The organism is Limisphaera sp. 4302-co, from assembly GCF_049537155.1.
Taxonomy (GTDB): domain Bacteria; phylum Verrucomicrobiota; class Verrucomicrobiia; order Limisphaerales; family Limisphaeraceae; genus Limisphaera.
In genome coordinates, this window is sequence record NZ_JBMVQZ010000013.1 from 107,932 (window position 1) to 126,095 (window position 18,164).

The window sequence follows — 18,164 nt, forward strand, 5'->3', positions numbered from 1 at the left end:
ACCGACGCCACCGGCGCAACCGCCCCAGGAGGAGGTAGCCATATGCCCACGTACGAATACGTTTGCGAGAAGTGCGGTCACCGGTTCGAAACCTTCCAGTCCATCAAGGAACCGCCGCTGGAGGTCTGCCCGCGCGAATTGTGCGCCCGCGAGCGTTGGGGCAAGGGGCGCGTGAAGCGGGCCATCAGTGGCGGGGCGGGCTTGCTCTTCAAAGGCAGCGGCTTTTACATCACCGATTATCGCAGCGAGAGCTACAAACAGGCGGCCAAACGCGAAGCCGCCGCCGCTTCCGGCGGAGACGGCCAGGGCGGCAAAACGGCTGCCAAGGGTGGTGAAAGCAAGGGCTCCGGAACCGGTTCGGGCAACGGATCCTGAGTCCGGGCGGCGACTTGTGCTTCCAAACTGGCGGGACAGGGCACGGCGGAAGGCATGCCGGCCCGGTCCATGGTTGCTGCTTTGCCTGTTGGCTCCCTGGTTGGCAGTTGGGGCGGGAACAGGCAGGGCCCCCTCGCCCGCTGCAGTGTTGGTGAGTCATTCCGGGCAGTTCTTGGTCAGTCAGCCGTTCTCGGTCAAACTGCCCGCCGATCTACTGGCCGTCTCCACCAACGCGGGTTTTCTGCAGGTGGACCCGGCGCTGTTGCTGGTCACCTGCGAACGGGTCCGACAGCGCCTGGCACAGGAGCTGGGCGGATTGCCGCCGGGCAGGGATCGCGTCCATCTGACCGTCATCCCCGCGCGAACGCCAACGGATCCCCTCACTCTGCTGGCCGAACGGCACCCGGGGGGATGGACCTACCGGCTGGCGGTGCCGGAGGTGGTGCAACAGCGGCGGCTGTTGGAGGGGTTGGTACAGGTGATGTTTCTCGAGATTGCCAACCGCTCCGCGGGCGAGTGGTCCACCGATCTGCCCGCCTGGCTGGTTGCGGGTTGGGCCGGGCGATTGCTCGCTCTGGCCGGGGAGGAACTGTTGTTTGCGCCGCCGTCCGGGGGCGGGCCGCTGGCCGTTCGGCGGACGGTGGTGGAACGACGGCGGTACGACCCTCTGCGCGGGGTGCGTCCGGTGCTGGAGCACCACGGGGTGTTGAGTTGGCAACAGCTTTGCTGGCCCGGCAGTTCCGGCAACCCGGGAGCAGAAACCGAGGTCTTCCGCGCCAGTGCGGAACTGCTGGTCCACGAACTGTTGCGACTCCCATCCGGCCCGGCTGCCATGACGGCGTTCATTCTCGGGCGGGCGCAGTACCTCAACTGGCAGACGGCCTTCCTGGCGGCCTATGCGGCGCAGTTCGAACGCATGCTGGATGTGGAGAAGTGGTGGGCGCTGCAGGTGGCCTGTTTCCGGCCTGATCCAACGCTGCCCGGGGCGCCGGGCGGCACCGGCGTCTGGGCCGGCCTCCGCGAGGCGGTCCGTGTGCCCGTGGAGGTTCGCCCCTCCCCGGACGAACTGCCCGCCGCCCGTACCAACTGGCCTTTGCAGGAGGTCATTCGCCGGTGGGACTGGTCCCGGCAACGGCCGGCCTTGGAAGCCTGCATGGCCCGGCTTCAGACTCTGGGAGCCACGCTGCCGGCCGAGGCACAATTGCTGGCCCGGGCCTACATCCAAACCCTGGCCCGATACCTGGAACAACGCCCGAGGGCGGATGCCTCCGTGCCTGCTTCGGGTCTGGTCCGGCCCACACCGGCCCGGCTCGTGTACGAGACCTTGGACCGACTCGACCAGCTCGACGCGGAACTCGAAGCGAACCTGGCCCGTGCCGGGCAGGCCCCGCCCGGCCCACTCCCCGCCCGGGCGTCGGCGGTCCGGGTCGTCACCAACGACCTCGGCACCTTGCCCGGCCCGCCGGAAGGCGGGGCTTCTGTTCCCCGCTGATCGCCCGGCCCGGAAACCGGCGTGCAGTCGGCCGGGGATTGGCCTGTGGCGGGCACCGCCGCTGGTGCGCCACTGGGCCGTGTGCTAGGATGCGGGCGTGAAAAGGAGCACTTCCGGCCGCGGCCCTTCGGTGGCCTCCATGCAGATTGCCAAGCAACTGGCGATCTTCCTCGAGAACAAACCCGGCATGCTGGCGCGCGTGTGCGACGCCCTTGCCGAGGAGAAGATCAACATCTACGCGCTGACCACCAGCGACACGGTGGATCACACGGTCATCCGTCTGGTGGTGAGCGATTACCGCCGTGCGCTGCATGTGTTCGAGGAGCGCGGCACGTTGGTCGTGGAAGACGACGTGCTGCTGGTGGAGGGCCGCAACCAACCGGGCAGCCTGGCGGCCATTGCGCATGCGCTGGCCGACGCGGGTGTGAACATCGAGTACGCCTACTGCGCCACCGCGCCCGGGCAGCAGAAGGGGTTGCTCGTGCTGCGCGTGCGCGACGTGGCCAGGGCGCTGAAGGCGCTGAATCTCCATGCCACACGGATCCCGGCCGCCGGACGCAAGGGCCGCGGCTGAACGGGGCGGCATGCGATGAGCCCGTTGCTCTGGGAGGTGAACCTCCGGTGCCGCTGGACGGAACTGGAATCGGTCCACGGCCGGCGGTTTCAACTTTGCGACTGGCCGGAGGAAGAGCTGGATCTTTGGCAGGCCCGGGGCGTGACGGATGTGTGGTTGATGGGCCTCTGGCCCACCGGACCTCGCGCCCGCCAAATCGCACGGGAACATCCGGATCTCCGGCTGGTGTACGATACCGTGCTGCCGGGATGGCGGCCGGACGACGTGGCGGGTTCGCCTTATGCCATCGCCGCCTACGAGGTCCCGGAGCGTTTCGGCGGTCGGGACGCCCTGCTCCGCCTGCGCGAGCGCCTTCATCAACGCGGGATTCGATTGATCCTCGATTTTGTCCCCAACCATCTGGGATTGGATCATCCCTGGGTTCGAGAGCATCCCGAGTGGTTCGTGGGCTCGCCCGGGCCGCGGCCGGGGACCTTCGAGGCGGCGGTCGGCCCGGACCGGTCCGGTCTGGGCGGCGGCGGGCGGGGGCCGGCACGGCGCTGGCTGGCGCATGGCCGCGACCCGTATTTCCCGCCCTGGACCGACACGGTGCAATGGGACCATCGTTCAGCCGCAGCTCGCCGGGCCTTGGTGAACACGCTGTGCGAGGTGGCCGGTCTGTGCGACGGTGTCCGCTGTGACATGGCGATGCTGGTGCTTCGGTCCGTGTTTGCCCGGACCTGGGAAGGTTGGCCGGCGCCGGCCGATCCCGTGGACGGGGAGTTCTGGGCCGAGGCGATCGAAGCCGTTCGGTCGAAGCGGCCCGATTTCCTCTTCGTGGCCGAGGCCTACTGGGGCTTGGAAGGTTGCCTGCGCGAGCTCGGGTTCGATTTCACCTATGACAAGGGGCTTTACGACGTGTTGGTGCGGGGTGAAGGCCCCGGGATCCAGCGGTATCTGCTGGAGCAGTCACCGGACGCGCTCGCGGCCGGCGTGCATTTCCTCGAAAATCATGATGAACCCCGGGCTTCCCGGGTTTTCCCTCCGGATCGCCACCGTGCGGCGGCTTGGACGGTCATGGCCCTGCCGGGTATGCGGTTTCTTCACGACGGACAGTGCGAGGGGGCGCGTCTGCGTCTGCCGGTGCAATTGTCTCGCCGGCCGCCGGAGCAACCGGACCCCGCGATCGTGCAAATCTACGAAGAGATCTTCCGGATTCAGAAGCGGGCCGGGATCGGCAGGGGAGGTGCCCGCCTCCTGACGCCCTTGGCGGCGTGGGAGGGGAACCCGAGCGGCCTGAACTTCGTCTTGATCGTCTGGCAACAGGCGGCCGACCGGTTCACGCTGGTGGCGATCAATCACGCCCCGCATCCCGGCCAGTGTCGGGCTCCCTGGCCGGCGGAGGCTGTTCGCTCCGGCCGATGGCGCGTTCATGAACATGGCGCGGGTTGGACGGATCAGCGGGACGCGGCGGCCATGGTCGCGCAGGGGATTTATCTGGACCTGCCTGCCCGCGGTGTCCAGGTGCTCGAGTTCACCCGGATGGAAGGACCGGTCGCGTGACCGGCGGAACCGTCGTGGATCGGGCTGGGCTGTTCTCCGCACAGCCTTTTGGCTGTCGTGATGGGGCCGGCTGTGCCGCGAGCGGAGGAGCCGCTGGAGGCCATGACAAACCCGCGCCCCCGGTACTCTTCCGGTTCCGTGTCCGCACCGGTCGTCACAGGGCTCACCGGGGTTTACTCGTCCGGGGTGAAGTGGGCCGGCAGGGGCGGCCCGGTGGGCGCGTGCGTGCCGCCCGCGTTTGACACCCTGTCCGGTCCGGGCGTAGGCTGGCACCGCAACGGAAAAGCGCGCTCGGACGTTCCCGGTTGGCCGCATGAACCAGGCCCCGGAGAAGGGACGGGGTGGGCTCCGGGGACGGGCGGGCCGCATACGCGAGACGTCGCCATGAAAAAAAGTCCTCAACTGGTCTCCCTGGTTCTTGCCGGGGTCGTATGGTGGTCGGGTTCGGCCTTCACCTCGGGTCAGGTCACCGTCAAGGTGGATTCCACCAAGACGTGGTTGGGTTGGATGAATGTGTTCAACATGGACAACACCTATGCCTTCGGGCAGGCATGGGCGCCGGCGGATTTGCGCGCGGCGTTCGAGCCGGTGCAGAGCAATGCCACGCGCGTGGTGCTGCGCATCAACACCAACACGTTCAACACGGGCGGTTACTGGAATCTCACCGACGGCACGCCGAACAAGTTGCTCGAGGCGAACTTCTACGTGGACGTGGGGACGTTGTACGGCGGACAGGACGTCACGTTCACCGGCTATGTGGAGTCCAACACCCTCCCGGCGGGTTGGACTGCGGTGGCGGTGATCAAGGAGTTTGCTCCGGGGTACGCGTACATCGGAGACACGCGGGCGGAGTTGTACGCGGGCTGGGAGTTTTCCGTGACGCGTTCGATTGCGCCGGGGAACATCACCCAGTACGGGTTCCTGCTGTACGGGCCCAATGCGGCTCCGGGCTCGCCCGAGGCGGAGGCCGGGGTCAGCATCGTGGTGGACAACGAGGATCCCTCCATCACGGCCGAGCCGCGGTCCAAACGGGTGCTGATCGGGAGCACGGCGCAGTTTTCGGTCACGGCGGTCAGTTCGTCGCCCTTGAGTTATCGCTGGAAAAAGGACGGAGTGCCGCTGAGTGAGGGCGGCCGGTTTCAGGGCGTGCAGACGGCCACGCTGACCATCGTGGATGCGCAGCCGGAAGACGCGGGCCTCTACAGCGTCACCGTGACCTCGGCAGCCGGCACGAAGGATTCCCAGCCGGCCCGGCTGCGGGTGTTGTCGCCGGCCGAGTACGCCAACTGGCTGGACAACCCGGGTTTCGAGTTCGACGTCGAGCTGCCCACGCAGGTCCCGCCGCCCTGGTTCAATTTCTCCGGCGCAGCACTGGCGAGCACGAACGATTTTTACGGCAACCAGTGGGATTACCCCGTGCAGGCCCGGGAAGGCACCAACGTCGTGCGGATTTACAACGCGGGCGAATGGAACGGTGTGTTCCAGGACCAGCCGGCGGCGCCGGGTGACGTCTTCACCGCCGACGGTTGGTTCTGGTTGTCCACGGCCGATGCCCTGGCCGGCGACACCAGCCTGCAAATCGAGGTGCAATTCCGTGCCGGGCCCACGCCCCTGGCCATGTGGGTTTCCTCGCCGGTCAGGCCGGATTCGCCCAAGGACCAGTGGTTGTATCTGGAGGTGACGAACGGAGTGCCGGCCGGTTGGACGCAAATCAGCACGGAAAACGCGCGGTATCTTGTGGCCCCGCCCGGCACGGAAACGGTGCGGTTCCAGTTGACCCTTCACAACCTGGGCGGCGGCACCGGCAACGTGTATGCCGACGCCCTGCGGCTCATGAAAAAGGAACGCGTGCGCATCACGGCGCGGCGCGTGGGCGATCAGGTCGAGCTCTCGTGGCCCACGCAGGGAGCCACGCAGTACCAGGTGATCGCCACGGAGGACCTCGGCCAGCCGGTCTGGACGCCGGTGGGCGAGCCGGTGGAAGGCGACGGCTCGGTGCGCACGGTCACGGTGCCGCTGGGAACCCGGGCGCGGTTTTTCATGGTGCTGACGCTTTGAGAGCCGCTGCTGCAAGACGTTCCGGTGGGCGGGCGGGCACGCCCGGATCCGGGGCTTCGCAACCCGGGAGGACAGGCGTGCTCGCCCTGCTGTTTCTGCTGGCGGTCGGCACAAACGGGTGGGGTCAGATCCGGCCCGGCTGGCGTCTGGTCTGGGCCGACGAATTCGATCAGCCCGACGGCAGCCGACCGCATGCGGGTTGGTGGACTTACGACCTGGGGGGCGGCGGCTGGGGAAACAACGAGCTCCAAACTTACACCGCGCGCACCAACAATTGCCGCATCGAGAACGGTTGTCTGGTCATCGAGGCCCGTCGCGAAACTTACACCGGCACCGACGGGATCACCCGGCAGTACACCTCGGCCCGCTTGAAAACACAGGGCCGGCTGGCGTGGCGGTTCGGCAGGATCGAGGCGCGCATCCGGCTGCCCCGCGGGCAGGGATTGTGGCCGGCGTTTTGGATGTTGGGGACCAACTTCCCCTCTGTGGGATGGCCGGCCTGTGGGGAGATCGACATCATGGAGAACATCGGCCGGGAACCGGGCACGGTGCACGGCACGGTTCATGGCCCGGGTTACTCCGGCGGCGACGGCATCGGCGGTCGCTACGTGCTGCCGGGCGGCGGCGCATTCGCGGATGACTTCCACGTGTTCGGCGTGGAATGGGAACCCGGGCGGATCCGTTGGTTTGTGGACAACACGCTATATTTCACGGTCTCCCCGGCCTCGCTGCCGTCGGGATCGAGCTGGGTCTTTGACCAACCATTCTTCCTGATCCTCAACGTGGCCGTGGGCGGCAGATGGCCGGGCAACCCGGACGAGACGACCGTTTTCCCCCAGGTGATGCAGGTGGATTATGTGCGCGTGTACCAGCGGGAGGACGGCGGGACCAACGGCTGCGGGGGCAACATCCTGTGGAACGGGGGATTCGAGGATCCCACCCTGGCGGGCTGGGTCCATGCCGGGAACGGAGTGTCGGCGATCGGGCCGGTGCCGGGGCTGGCGCATGCGGGCGTTCATGCGCTCGAGCTGGCGGCTGCGGAGGGCGATGCCTTTGCCGAGGTGCAGGTCTTCCAGGAATTCGCGGTGGCGCCCGGCCAAAAGTTCCGAGTGGCCGGCTGGGTGATGAATTCGCCGGTATCGGGTTTGCTTCCGGGCCAACGGGCATGGCTGGAGGCGGTGTTCCATGACGGCACGGGTGGCGTGCGGGAACTCCACCGGTCCGCGCCCATGGAAGCGGATGCACCCCCGGGTGTCTGGCAACGTTTGGAAGTGACGAACCGGTTGGATCCGGTCACGGGTGCCCTGCTCGGATCGGCCGAGGAACTGACGGCTCCGCCGGGCGCCGCCGGACTGCGGGTGCGAATGGCATTGTCGCGGCCACCCGCGGGGAGTGGAGCGGTGCTGTGGGACAACCTGGAATGCGTGACCCAGCCGGCGCCGCCGGTGCCGGTGGAAGCCGGGCTCCGACCGGAAACGCTGGTGTTGCGGTTTCCCACCTGTGCCGGCGGGAGGTACGCCGTCCTGGGTGCATCCGACCTGGGCGCCGCGCCGTGGGAGGTGGTCCGGTGGCACACGGGGGACGGCAACGTTGCGGAGGTGGTGTTGCCGCGAACCGGCGACCGCCGGTTTTACGCGGTGCGCCGGTGGTGAGCCCGGGCGTCGTGGGATCGGCCGTTGGAGGCGCAAAAGCTCGATTTATCGCGCATTTTGCGCTTGCAGTGACGGGCGGGCGCGTTTTAATGGGCCGCGCAAGTCGGACACATCGTCAACCGAACAACAACACGGGAAGATTCATATGGCAAAGGCACTCACGAAGTCCCAGATCGCAGCCACCCTGGCCGACAAGGTCGGGATCACGAAGAAACAGGCCACGCAGTTTTTGGATGAGCTGGCCCAGCTGGCCTACAAACAGGCGAAGAACTCCTTCACGTTGCCGGGCCTGGGCAAGCTGGTCTTGGTGCACCGCAAGGCGCGCAAGGGCCGGAATCCCGCCACGGGCGAGATCATCAACATCCCGGCCAAGCGTGTGGTGAAGTTCCGTGTCTCGAAGGCGGCCAAGGACGCCATTCTGGGATCCAAGTAACGCTCTGTGAAAGCGGGTTTGCGGGCACTCTGAGGTCACTTCAGAGTGCCCTTTTTGTTTTGGCGACCGGCAGATGAAGGCGGAGCAGCAGGGCATGCACCGGCCGTGGCAGGTGGCCGTGGTCGGTTGCGGGGCCGTGGGCAGCTACTACGGGGCGCGGCTCTGGCAGACGGGCGCGGAAGTCCACTTCCTGCTGCGCTCCGATTACGAGGCGGTGCGCGCCGACGGGGTGCAGATCCTCAGTCCGCAGGGGGATTTTGTGGCACGACCGAAGTGCGCCCGGTTGCCCGAAGAGATCGGGCCGGTGGACCTGGTGTTGATCGGGCTGAAGACCACGGCCAACGACCGATTCGAACGTCTGGTGCGGCCGTTGGTGGGCCGGGAAACCGCCGTGCTCACGCTGCAAAATGGGCTGGGTAACGAGGAAGCGCTGGCCCGGTTGTTCGATCCCGAACGGATCCTGGGCGGGCTGTGTTTCGTGTGTTTGAATCGGATCGCCCCTGGCGTGATCCGGCACATCGCACACGGGTTGGTGATGTTGGGCGAGTACGGTCGGCCGGCCGGCGAACGAGTCCGTCATATCGCCCACCGGTGGGAGATGGTGGGCGTGCCTTGCCGGGTCACGGACGATCTGGAACGGGCGCACTGGGAGAAGCTCGTCTGGAACGTTCCGTTCAACGGGCTGGGCGTGGCCGCCCTTGCGGGGTGGGAAGCTCTGGAACCCGGTTACCGCGGACCGATCCGGCCACTCCGCAACACATGTGTGACCACGGAGGAATTGCTGGCCGATCCGGTCGGGCGGGAGCGGGTGCGGTTGTTGATGCGGGAGGTCATCGCGGCCGCACGCGCGCTGGGGCATGCCCTTGAGGAGTCGCTGGTGGAGGAGATGATCGCGCGGACCCGCGCCATGGGATCCTACAAGGCCTCCACCCTCCTGGATTACGAGAAGGGCCTGCCGCTGGAGCTGGAGAGTCTTTTCGAGGAACCACGGCGCCGCGCCGCGCGGGCGGGCGTGCCCACGCCGCATCTGGACGCGCTTTGCCGGGTGCTGCGGGAGTTGGATCGGCATCGGCCCGCACGCGCCCCGTGAAAAAGGCGGGCCCGGAACGGGCCGCGGCGTGCAGCGGGGTTATTCCCGGATGAGCAGCGCGACGGCCGTGGCGTGTTGTCGGGTGTGACTGAGGCTGATGAGCACCGCCGTGCCGCCGCGACGTTCCAGCAGGGGCAGCGCCTTGCCGTGAAGCACCACGTACGGTTCGCCGCTTTCGCGATGGCAGATCTCCATGTCCAGCCAGCCCAGTTGCGTGCCGATGCCGGTGCCGAATGCCTTCGAGATGGCCTCCTTGGCGGCAAAGCGCACAGCAAGAAAGGGTCCCGGATCGCGTTGCGACAGGCAATAGTCCACCTCGGCCGGCAGCAGGATGCGCCGCAGGAACCGGTCGCCGAACCGTTCCCGGCTGGCCCGAATGCGGTCGACTTCGATCAGGTCAATGCCCACGCCCAGGATCATGATGACTGGCAGGTGCGGATGATCCGCCCGGTTCACGCGGCCCCGGGCATGCCTCCGGTGTAGCCGGCCATCGCGTCGAGCATGTCTCGCACCGCCCGAGCCAGACCGGTGAACACGGCACGGCTGATGATGCTGTGGCCGATGTTCAGCTCCACCAGGTGGGGCACGCGATGAAGCCAGCGGACGTTTTCATAGTTCAAACCATGCCCGGCGTTCACCCGCAGGCCGAGCCGGTGTGCCAGCCGCGCCCCTTCCACCAGGCGGTTGAGTTCCTCCTCCCGCTGCGCGGGATCGCCAAACGCCTCGGCGAACCGGCCGGTGTGCAGTTCCACAAACTGGGCACCCACCCGGGCCGCCGCCTCGATCTGGGGGGGATCGGGTGCAATGAACAGGCTGACCTCGATGCCGGCATCGTTCATGCGGCGACGCGTTTCGGTCAGTGCCGGCTCCTGGGCCACCACGTCCAGCCCGCCCTCGGTGGTGACCTCCTCGCGTCGCTCGGGCACGATGCAGACGATGTCCGGTTTGACCTGCAGGGCGATGGCGACGATCTCCGGGGTGTTGGCCATCTCGAGGTTGAGACGGGTCCGGACCGTGCGCCGGAGGGCGAACACATCGCGGTCCACGATGTGACGGCGATCCTCCCGCAGGTGACAGGTGATGCCGTGAGCCCCGGCCTCTTCACAAATGCGGGCCGCCCGGACCGGGTCCGGTTCACCCTGTTCGCGCCCGCGGTAGCGGGCCTGACGGAGTGTGGCCACGTGATCAATGTTGACGCCGAGTTTCAGCATGGGCTTCAGCGTGTCTGCCGGGGTGTGGCGTTCGTCGAAGAGCGGCGTTTCGGCTGGGGCATGGCCGGCCAGTCCCAGCTCCAGGGAAACCCGGGTGCTTCCAACCAGTGCGCCAGAAGGACCGACTCCAAGCCGGTCAGACCCAGGGGGGCGGTGCGGGTCAGCAGCATGGTTCGTGGGCCCGTCACGACGAGCGAAGTGCCCACGTTGGCGACGTTGGTGGTGAGCATGAACATCCAATGCGCGCCGGCCGTGGTGGGGGCCAGTTGCTGTCGGTCGGCCAGCAGCAGGGCCACCTGACTGAGCAGTTGCCAGCTTCGGACGCGTTCGCCGCCGAGTTCCCAGTCGTAGTACACCAGATTGGTCCGGCTGAGGATCTCCTCGTAGAGCGCAGGTGGCGGTGGCTGGCTTTTGGCATTGTTCGGGAACAGCCCGGCGAAGATGAACCCCTGACCGGCCGGTTCGGAGACCGGCCGGCAATAGGCACCGAAGAAGGGCATGCCATCCCAGATGATGGCCGGGAAGTTGGTGGGCACAACCCACCATCCGAGGGCACGCCCCTGGCTGTTGGTGTTGAACCAGGGAGGCAGCACCCGGCAGAGCTCGCGCATCGTGTTGGTGGGATCGTTGACCGGCACCGCGGCGAAGATCTGGAAGGGGGCCGAAGCGAGCGACCATGCACAGAATTGATTCGGTGTGGGGAAGATCTTCAGACCCGCGCGTTCCATCCAGGGCTGGAGTCGCGGCGCAATGCCGCGCATGGCGCAAAAGCCGACCAACGGTTCCCGGATGAGGTTGGACGGAAACAGCCAGGGGACCGGCTGCCATCCGTGAGGCTGCGCGAACTGAAGCTCGGTACGAAACTGCAGCCGCTCGCCCGAGGTTGTGGCCAGTGTGTCGGTCAGTGGCAGATCCAGGTCCCGCAACCACGGGGGCAGCCGCCGGCCCAATGCGGGCCAGTCCACGCGCAGCCGGGCCCAGTGTTGCGTGCTGGGCGGCAGCGGCCGGTGTCGCGCCTGAATCTCGCGCAACCAGGCACGTGCCAGGCTGTCATTCCCCCGAGGGCCACCCGCCATGAGCAACCAATCCTCGCGCAGCGCCACCAGGATCTGTTCCACCCCGGAACCCGCGGGTGCCGTCCAGCGCCATCCGCCACTGGCCGGATCGGGCGCGGGATCCTGTCGCGTCCAGGACCCGAGTACCTGATACAGATTGGTCTGCCACCGACCCCGCTTTTCCGGGGCCAGCCGAACCGCCAGGATCCACTCCGCCTCCTGCCCGCCGCGTTCCACCCACTGAAACGCGTGCTCGGTTTCGAACAGGTCACTCAACAGCGGACGCAGCAGAGGCGCGGTTGCGTTCGGATCCAGTCCCCAATGGCGCGGCGCGCGGGCCAGCTTGTCCAGGGTCTGGTTCCAGAGCGCGCGCGTCTCGGGCCTTGACCAGAGCCGCTTGGTCTCCGCCGGATCGGAGACCTGCTCGAGTGCTCCGGGCCCGGCAAAGTGCCAGTGGAGCAGGATCCGGGTGGTTTCGGCTTTTTCTTTGGAACCGCACCCGGCCAATCCAAGCAGCACGGCTCCCAGCAGGATGTATCGGCGCATAAACGGGGGTTCATGTGCCAGACAACCGCAGGGTTGGCAAATCCGAAACCGCGCCCCGGCGGCTGGAAGCAGGCCGACCCGGCGACAGCCGCGGTCCATGCCGCACCCGCCGCGGGGCGGGCGCCGATTCTGCCTGAAAAACGGACGGGGAACCCAAGGGCGTTGCACCCGGTTTGGGTTCCCCGTCATTTGCGCGGGGATTGCAGCAGGCGTGTCAGCGCGCAAAAGCGCAATCGGCAACCTCCGTCTGGGAAGCCCGCTGCTTGTCGGAACGGGTCATCCCCGCAGAGCGACCCGTGGCTCCCCACCAACAAATCCGCGGAGGAGTTCGGGCCGGCGGTCGTCCACCGGCGCGTGACACCGGCGACCGAACCGCCGACCCGCCGGCGGGCTGACGATGGAAAACCCGACTGAAACCATCCGCCCGCCTGTGCTCCTTACCCCACCATTCCTCCGTGGCAGCACTCAAAGAGCACTTCGACAGTCAAACCCTCCCTTGGCGATTGGACCGGTCTTCCGACCGGTCGTTCAACCAAGGCACCTGAAGGAATAGCAAATCCCGGGCCAACCGATCCTGACCCAAAAAAGTGGCGGATTTTGGCCCGCTTTCACGCATTTACAACTTCGCCCGACCCGTCCGCAGGCAGTCTTTGGAGAAAAAATTCGCGCCGCCGGCGTCAGAATCACGCATCTTGGCCAGCCAAGCCCTGCCTGCGGCATCCTCCCATGGGTCCGCCACCTGCAGGAACGTCACCATCCCGCTTGGCCGGCGCCGTATGACCGCCCAAGAAGGCGCGGGTCGAAAGAATGGAGGCTCGACAGGCCTCTGCCACCGACCCTGCGAGAGAGCAACGGCCGGCGGCCGCGGTCACCCCGGAATCCCCGGAGCCTTCGCGGGGGCTGGGATGGAAACGCCGGCGCGCGCCAGCCGGGGGCGTCGCGGGCAGCTCCAGCCGCGCGGGGAAGGCTAGGGCCCGGCGGGGGCGAGGGACGAGGCTGGGGCGGCTTCCTGCAGGGCGAGGGCGCGTTCCAACCGGCGCCACAGCTCGTGTGGATCTTCCAATCCCACCGAAAGCCGGATCAGGTATCGCGAGACCCCGCATCTTTCGGCCCACTCCAGTTCCAGATAATGGGCCAGCAGGGTGAAAGGACAGGCCAGGGTGAACACCGTGCCCAGACTGGGTCCTTTGCAGATCTCGAGCCGATCGTAGATCCGCGGCGCGGTGCGGGCGGGGTCGCGGGGGAGGAAGGTGATCAGCGCGCCCCAGCCGCCGCCCGGCCGGCGCACCGACTCGTAAGCTTCGGCGTTTTCCCAACGGGGATACCAAACCCGTTCCACGGCCGGATGTCGGCGGAGTCGTTCTGCGATGAACAGACCATGTTTGTTGTGTCGGGCCATGCGGTCCGGGAACGTTTTGCAGCCCTCCAGAACCACCGCGGCGTCCTCGCCCCAGAGTGGTTCCGGGGCCGGCCCGCTCAGGCGCGCCCGCAACTGCTGATGCCAGGGGGAGCGCGGGCAACAAATGACGGCGCCGCCCATGACGTTGCAAGAGCCTGCCATGAACTTGGTCAGGCTCGTGGCGATCAGGTCGGCGTGCCGGCCCAGGTCCACATTGAACGGCGTGGCCACCACGTCGTCCACGACCAGCGGGACTCCGTGCCGGCGCAACAGCGGGCTGATTTTCGAAAGGTCTGCCGAACCGAGCAAAGGGTTGCCCGGGACTTCGCAGAAACAGGCTGCCACGGACTGCCGCTCCAGCAGCCGCTCCAGATCCCCGACAGCCGCCGCCAGGTCGTGCAGCAGGGTCACTCCGAAGCCGAACTTTTCCTGCAGTTTGAGCGTGTCCACGTACGGGAAGCCGATCTGGACCGTGGGCAGGCCCGGCCGCAACGCCTGCACGGCGTGCAGGGCCGCCCATTGCGCGGCCATGCCCGTGGGTGTGAGAACGACGTCCTCCTCGGCGCAGTCGTACAGCGCCGCCAGCTGCCGCCGCAGCTCGCGGCGGACTGCCTCGGCTTCGGCGATTTCCCCTCCGCCCGCAAGCCATCGTTTCGCCTGCCGGGTGGAAACGATGCGGCCGGTGTGTTGCCAGAAAGCTTTCAGCGCCGGGAAACCCGTCTCCGTGGTGACCACCACGGCAACCGGTCCCCGGATCCGAACCTCGGCGGCCGCACCGGTCTGGCGACGGACAAAGGCTGCGGCGTCGCCGGCCGCCGCCGTGGATGGGAAGGGCAGGGCCGGCTGCTCCGCGCCGGCCACCGCACGGGCCAGTTCCAGCACCGGACGCGCGATGACGAAGCGCGGATAACCGGCCTGCAACCGCGTCATGACCTCGGGCCTCTTCTCCTCGTAACCCACCACGTCTTCCCAGCGGGGCAGGGCGACCGATACCGCATGCGGCTCCGGAGGCATCGGCCGACCCAGCGTGTCCGGTTGCCACAGCGGGTGGTGCAGCAAATCGTGTGCGCTCATCCTCGAGAGTAGCGTTCGTGACGCCCAACCTTACCCGGACGCTGCGTTTCCGCCAATGCCGGATCGGAGGGGATCGCCGCGTCGGATCGGCTTCTCTCCGCCCGGGAATGGGAGCTCCGTCAGCCGGTGTGGCCTGCCCGGCGCCCGCAAGCGGGGTTGAAACCCAGCCGGAGCCTTGGAACGCCTGGCCGGGACCCGGGGTGCCGGATGCCCGGGGGGTGCATCCGGAGGCCGCCGACGGCGGCTGGAAGGTTCAACGAATCAGGAGCAACGAAGACAGGGGTAGGGCGACAATCCGCGGATCGGAGACAGGAGGCGGATCGGTCGGGGTCACGAGGATTCCGAAGATGGCGTTGTAGACCGATTTCTCGAGGAAGGCGCGCAGTCCGAGGGTGTCACGCCGTTCGTCAATGTGCTGCCGGTACTTGATTTCGACCGGCACGCGGCAGGAGCCGATGGTGAGGACGAAATCCACCTCCGGCTCCAAGCCCCGCTCGGGAAACCAGTCCACGGTCAACCCGGGAAGGGTTCCCAGAAAATATCCGGCCACGCTTTCGGCCAGATGTCCGGCCAGGTCCGCCAGATGAGGTGCCTTTTCCAACTCGGACGGGTCCAGGGGAATCTCTTCGTGGAGCCAGGCCGCGCGGAGGGCATGATCGCACAGGCAGATCTTGGGTTGGCCCTTCCGGCGTTTGAGACGCAGCTCCATGGGCGGAATAAGTCTGAGAAGCAGGGTGTCGTGCAAGAATCGCAGGTACGAAGCGATCCTTTGCGCGCCCACGTCGGCGCTGAGCGCCGCGCGGAGTTCCTGCGCAAGCAATGCTATCCGCGGAGCCTGACCGGCATAGCGGCAGCAGAGGCGGAAGAGTTCTTCAAGCAGATGACGATCCCGCTTCCGGCCGCGCTGGCCCAGTCGCAGATCGTGGAGGATGACCCGCCGGATCACTGTTTCGTTCAGATGTTCCGCGACCTCTGCCCAGGGACGATCTGCAGCGGCATGCGCCACGGGGTAGCCGCCACGCTCGGAGAAGGCGGCAAATGCGGCATTTCGAACCTCGCGGTACCTCCAGCCCAGATCGCGCAGGGCGCGCCAAAAATCGGCTGTAGCGAGCGCTCCCCACCCGTTGTCGGCCACCAGGGAAGGGATCTCGCCCCACTTACGCAGCAGCGCGATTTCCCGCAGCAGCAGGGTGCCCAGCTCGAGCGTGGTGATGCGTCCGGCAAGACTGTCCCTTCCCAACTCGATCCGGAGGGCCGAACTGCCAGTCAGCAGGACCCGCACGGCATGATGGTCCACAAGGGCTTTGACCTGGGGCGCCCAATCATCGAGGTTCTGAACTTCGTCGAAGAACAGGAAGGCCGGCTTGCCGGCGGTGGCTGCTTCATTGAACGTCCGGCCCAGAATCTGAGCTTCGAACCAACGGCACAGTTGCAAAACCGGCTCCCGCAATCCGCGAAGCGAGGGGATCTCGTCAAACTGCACGCGGAAAACCCGGTTGGGTTCCACCCCTTCTTCGCGCAGCAAGCAAGAGATCAACTGTTCTTGGAGAGTGGTCTTGCCGACCTGTCGCGGGCCGCGGATGACGGTCACCGGGGCCAACCCGCTTTTCAGCCGTTGGAGGGCATGAGGAAACAGCCACCGCCGGAAAGGGGGCAGGGGCCGACCGGGCCGGCCGGACCACCATGGATTGGTGTCTCGAAGGAACGCATCCAGTTCCCGGCCCACCGACCCACCGTTGAAACCGGCGCGCCGCGGGCCCCGGGCTGTGTCGCCGTTCAAGTCCCTGACCATCTCTTCAAAGGTTTGTGCACACACCCGCCCCGCCGGGGACACCTTCTGAAACGGGAAGGCCGAACCGGCTGCGCCCGGCTTGACCCCGTTGGACCGGCCATTGAGCGCATGTCCTCAGGATGTTGGCCCCGGCCCGACGATGCGTTCAAGCACTTCGCCACGGTGGCGTTCAGTGGCTGGCGCGCACGGGAGGGAGCCCCTGCCGGGGAACACGCGATCTTAGGGGCGTCGGTTCCCGATCGGAGTTCCGCGGGGGTTGGTGGGAACGAACCGGTGGTCCGTGCGGTCGGGAACCACGAACACCGGCGTGGTGAGTTTGAACGGTGTGTCCAAGGGTCCGTCGTAGGTCAGCTCGACCAGGGTGGCGGTCCAACCACGGGCCGGTTCCTTCAATGGGACGGTGTACCGGCCGTTTGCGCTGCTCAACGGTTGGGCCGACCAGTTGGTGCCGAAGGTTTCGACGCGGAAATCCCGTGCCTCGGGGTTGGTGGCCTGCCAGAGGGTGACCTGCCGGGGGGCGGTTTCGGTGCGAACCTCCAGCGTGCCGTTCGCGTCGTGCCGCCATTGGAAACGAGGTCGCGGCCGGTTCAACAGGATGGAGGCGTAGAAGGCCTTGAGTGTGTCGAAGGCGTCGGTGTGGCGGAGGGAATGATCCGCGTTGGGAACGTACCGGAGCAACTTTTCTCCCGGCAGGGAGTCGAAGTAGAATCTCGACGAGTCCGGCAGGAAGAACTGGTCACCGGCGGCGTTGAGGATGAGTTTGGGCAGGGTGTAACGGTCGCGATAGCTGTAGGGGTCTTCGATGGCCAGCAGGGCCGCCATTTCGCGGGTACCCATCCAATCCATGATGCCGTGGCGGACGTAGTCGCCCACGGCCGGTGCCCAGAACCCGTAGGCGGCGTAGTGATGGCGCATCGAGGGCTCCACGTTGAGCACGTCGATCACCACCGGCACGATGGCCACCACCCGGTCGTCCGCGGCGGCCGTGGTCCAGGTCGTCCACCCGCGTTTGGACGCGCCTGCGACGACGAACCGATCCACCGTGTGGCCGCCGCCGTCGCGGGCGCAAAAGGCCGTGATGGCGTCCATGGCGCGTACGGCTGCCTTGGTCATGGGAAGTCGCGCCGGCCAACGTTCGTCCCCGGTGCGCAAATAGCGGTCCCAGGTGTAGGCAATGAGATCGTCCTCCACCCGGCGTTGGCCGTCGTTGTGGAAAACGAGCGGTTGGTTCGGGACGTTTCGCAGCTCGGCCACCACCGAGCGGGTTTCGACAGCGAGACGGACCAGGTTGGCATCCATGCCCGGGGGCGGCTCGCTGCCGTTGCGTCCGCCCCCGATGAACAACAGCCCGGTGGCATGCCGGACGTCGCGCGGCACGGCCACCAACAGCCAATGTTCCCAGACCGTCCGATCCACCTCGGCCGGGGTGAGCCAGGACTGGGAGATCAGCCGGAGCGTATGCACCTTGCCGGCGTCCGACTCCTGCGTGCGCACGAGCTCGAATTGGTAATGGGCATCAGGCGCGGCCACGTAGCGGTCGAGGGCCGTCTGTCGTTCGGGCCGGGTTTCGCGGGGCCCGGCTGTCGCGAAGGTTTCACCCATCCACAGCAGTGCACAACAGCCCAGGGCGATCCATGCGGGCGCTGTCGGGTGACGGCGGGCGGGGCGCACGATCGGTTCGGGTGAGGCATCGGGGAGATCGCCACCGGTCCCGCCCCATCCAGGTGGCGGGTGCGCATGGTTTGGGCCGAGGATCCGGCGGGGGACAGAGGGAGGGACACCTCCGCACGCAAGGGCTGGGAAGGGCAGGGAGGACCGGTTCATCGGCTCCCATCATAGGCGGGCTGCCCGGGGCAACAACTGAAATCTGG

The 18,164-nt window shown here is 67.1% G+C and carries 14 protein-coding genes; 8 read left to right on the forward strand and 6 right to left on the reverse strand.

What is annotated here, in order from left to right; all coding sequences use genetic code 11:
* The first annotated feature begins 42 nt into the window (after nt 1-42).
* From ACPDIX_RS12840 to ACPDIX_RS12875, 8 genes are all read left to right on the forward strand, one after another.
* On the forward strand, nt 43-375 hold the full coding sequence (locus ACPDIX_RS12840; protein WP_423432203.1) for an FmdB family zinc ribbon protein: 333 nt from the start codon (nt 43-45) through the stop codon (nt 373-375).
* A gap of 151 nt (nt 376-526) precedes the next feature.
* Complete coding sequence (locus ACPDIX_RS12845) at nt 527-1,867, forward strand: hypothetical protein (protein WP_423432204.1); 1,341 nt, start codon at nt 527-529, stop codon at nt 1,865-1,867.
* A gap of 97 nt (nt 1,868-1,964) precedes the next feature.
* Nucleotides 1,965-2,441 (forward strand): ACT domain-containing protein, encoded by a 477-nt coding sequence (locus ACPDIX_RS12850; RefSeq protein ID WP_423432205.1) that lies wholly within the window; start codon nt 1,965-1,967, stop codon nt 2,439-2,441.
* Between the two features lie 15 nt (nt 2,442-2,456).
* Nucleotides 2,457-3,983, forward strand: a complete 1,527-nt coding sequence (locus ACPDIX_RS12855; RefSeq protein WP_423432206.1) for an alpha-amylase family glycosyl hydrolase — start codon at nt 2,457-2,459, stop codon at nt 3,981-3,983.
* A gap of 384 nt (nt 3,984-4,367) precedes the next feature.
* Nucleotides 4,368-6,041, forward strand: coding sequence for an immunoglobulin domain-containing protein (locus tag ACPDIX_RS12860; RefSeq protein WP_423432207.1), 1,674 nt, complete (start codon nt 4,368-4,370; stop codon nt 6,039-6,041).
* 77 nt (nt 6,042-6,118) lie between these two features.
* On the forward strand, nt 6,119-7,693 hold the full coding sequence (locus ACPDIX_RS12865) for a glycoside hydrolase family 16 protein (RefSeq protein ID WP_423432208.1): 1,575 nt from the start codon (nt 6,119-6,121) through the stop codon (nt 7,691-7,693).
* A 145-nt stretch (nt 7,694-7,838) separates the two neighbouring features.
* Nucleotides 7,839-8,126, forward strand: coding sequence for an HU family DNA-binding protein (locus ACPDIX_RS12870; protein ID WP_423432209.1), 288 nt, complete (start codon nt 7,839-7,841; stop codon nt 8,124-8,126).
* A 73-nt stretch (nt 8,127-8,199) separates the two neighbouring features.
* Nucleotides 8,200-9,216: a 2-dehydropantoate 2-reductase gene (locus ACPDIX_RS12875; RefSeq protein WP_423432210.1), complete on the forward strand. Its 1,017-nt coding sequence runs from the start codon at nt 8,200-8,202 to the stop codon at nt 9,214-9,216.
* Between the two features lie 39 nt (nt 9,217-9,255).
* Here ACPDIX_RS12875 and acpS read toward each other — a convergent pair whose 3' ends face one another.
* From acpS to ACPDIX_RS12905, 6 genes are all read right to left on the reverse strand, one after another.
* Nucleotides 9,256-9,633, reverse strand: coding sequence for a holo-ACP synthase (gene acpS, locus ACPDIX_RS12880; RefSeq protein ID WP_423432216.1), 378 nt, complete (start codon nt 9,631-9,633; stop codon nt 9,256-9,258).
* Between the two features lie 35 nt (nt 9,634-9,668).
* Nucleotides 9,669-10,427: a pyridoxine 5'-phosphate synthase gene (locus tag ACPDIX_RS12885; RefSeq protein WP_423432211.1), complete on the reverse strand. Its 759-nt coding sequence runs from the start codon at nt 10,425-10,427 to the stop codon at nt 9,669-9,671.
* A gap of 5 nt (nt 10,428-10,432) precedes the next feature.
* A complete protein-coding gene (locus tag ACPDIX_RS12890) occupies nt 10,433-12,028 on the reverse strand; it encodes a hypothetical protein (RefSeq protein ID WP_423432212.1) in 1,596 nt (531 codons plus the stop codon).
* Nucleotides 12,029-12,995: 967 nt separating this feature from the next.
* The gene (locus tag ACPDIX_RS12895) at nt 12,996-14,501 is read right to left on the reverse strand and encodes a PLP-dependent transferase (RefSeq protein ID WP_423432213.1); all 1,506 of its coding nucleotides are present in this window, start codon (nt 14,499-14,501) and stop codon (nt 12,996-12,998) included.
* Between the two features lie 253 nt (nt 14,502-14,754).
* Nucleotides 14,755-16,281: an ATP-binding protein gene (locus ACPDIX_RS12900; RefSeq protein ID WP_423432214.1), complete on the reverse strand. Its 1,527-nt coding sequence runs from the start codon at nt 16,279-16,281 to the stop codon at nt 14,755-14,757.
* Nucleotides 16,282-16,512: 231 nt separating this feature from the next.
* Nucleotides 16,513-17,895: a PhoPQ-activated pathogenicity-related family protein gene (locus ACPDIX_RS12905; protein ID WP_423432215.1), complete on the reverse strand. Its 1,383-nt coding sequence runs from the start codon at nt 17,893-17,895 to the stop codon at nt 16,513-16,515.
* Nucleotides 17,896-18,164: the final 269 nt, after the last annotated feature.

Bases quoted from the DNA above. Each gene is read 5' to 3' on its own strand.
- ACPDIX_RS12885 (WP_423432211.1), bottom strand. From the start codon at position 10,427: ATGCTGAAACTCGGCGTCAACATTGATCACGTGGCCACACTCCGTCAG.
- ACPDIX_RS12860 (WP_423432207.1), top strand. From the start codon at position 4,368: ATGAAAAAAAGTCCTCAACTGGTCTCCCTGGTTCTTGCCGGGGTCGTA.
- ACPDIX_RS12890 (WP_423432212.1), bottom strand. From the start codon at position 12,028: ATGCGCCGATACATCCTGCTGGGAGCCGTGCTGCTTGGATTGGCCGGG.
- ACPDIX_RS12875 (WP_423432210.1), top strand. From the start codon at position 8,200: ATGAAGGCGGAGCAGCAGGGCATGCACCGGCCGTGGCAGGTGGCCGTG.
- ACPDIX_RS12840 (WP_423432203.1), top strand. From the start codon at position 43: ATGCCCACGTACGAATACGTTTGCGAGAAGTGCGGTCACCGGTTCGAA.
- ACPDIX_RS12870 (WP_423432209.1), top strand. From the start codon at position 7,839: ATGGCAAAGGCACTCACGAAGTCCCAGATCGCAGCCACCCTGGCCGAC.
- ACPDIX_RS12905 (WP_423432215.1), bottom strand. From the start codon at position 17,895: ATGGGTGAAACCTTCGCGACAGCCGGGCCCCGCGAAACCCGGCCCGAA.
- ACPDIX_RS12855 (WP_423432206.1), top strand. From the start codon at position 2,457: ATGAGCCCGTTGCTCTGGGAGGTGAACCTCCGGTGCCGCTGGACGGAA.
- ACPDIX_RS12895 (WP_423432213.1), bottom strand. From the start codon at position 14,501: ATGAGCGCACACGATTTGCTGCACCACCCGCTGTGGCAACCGGACACG.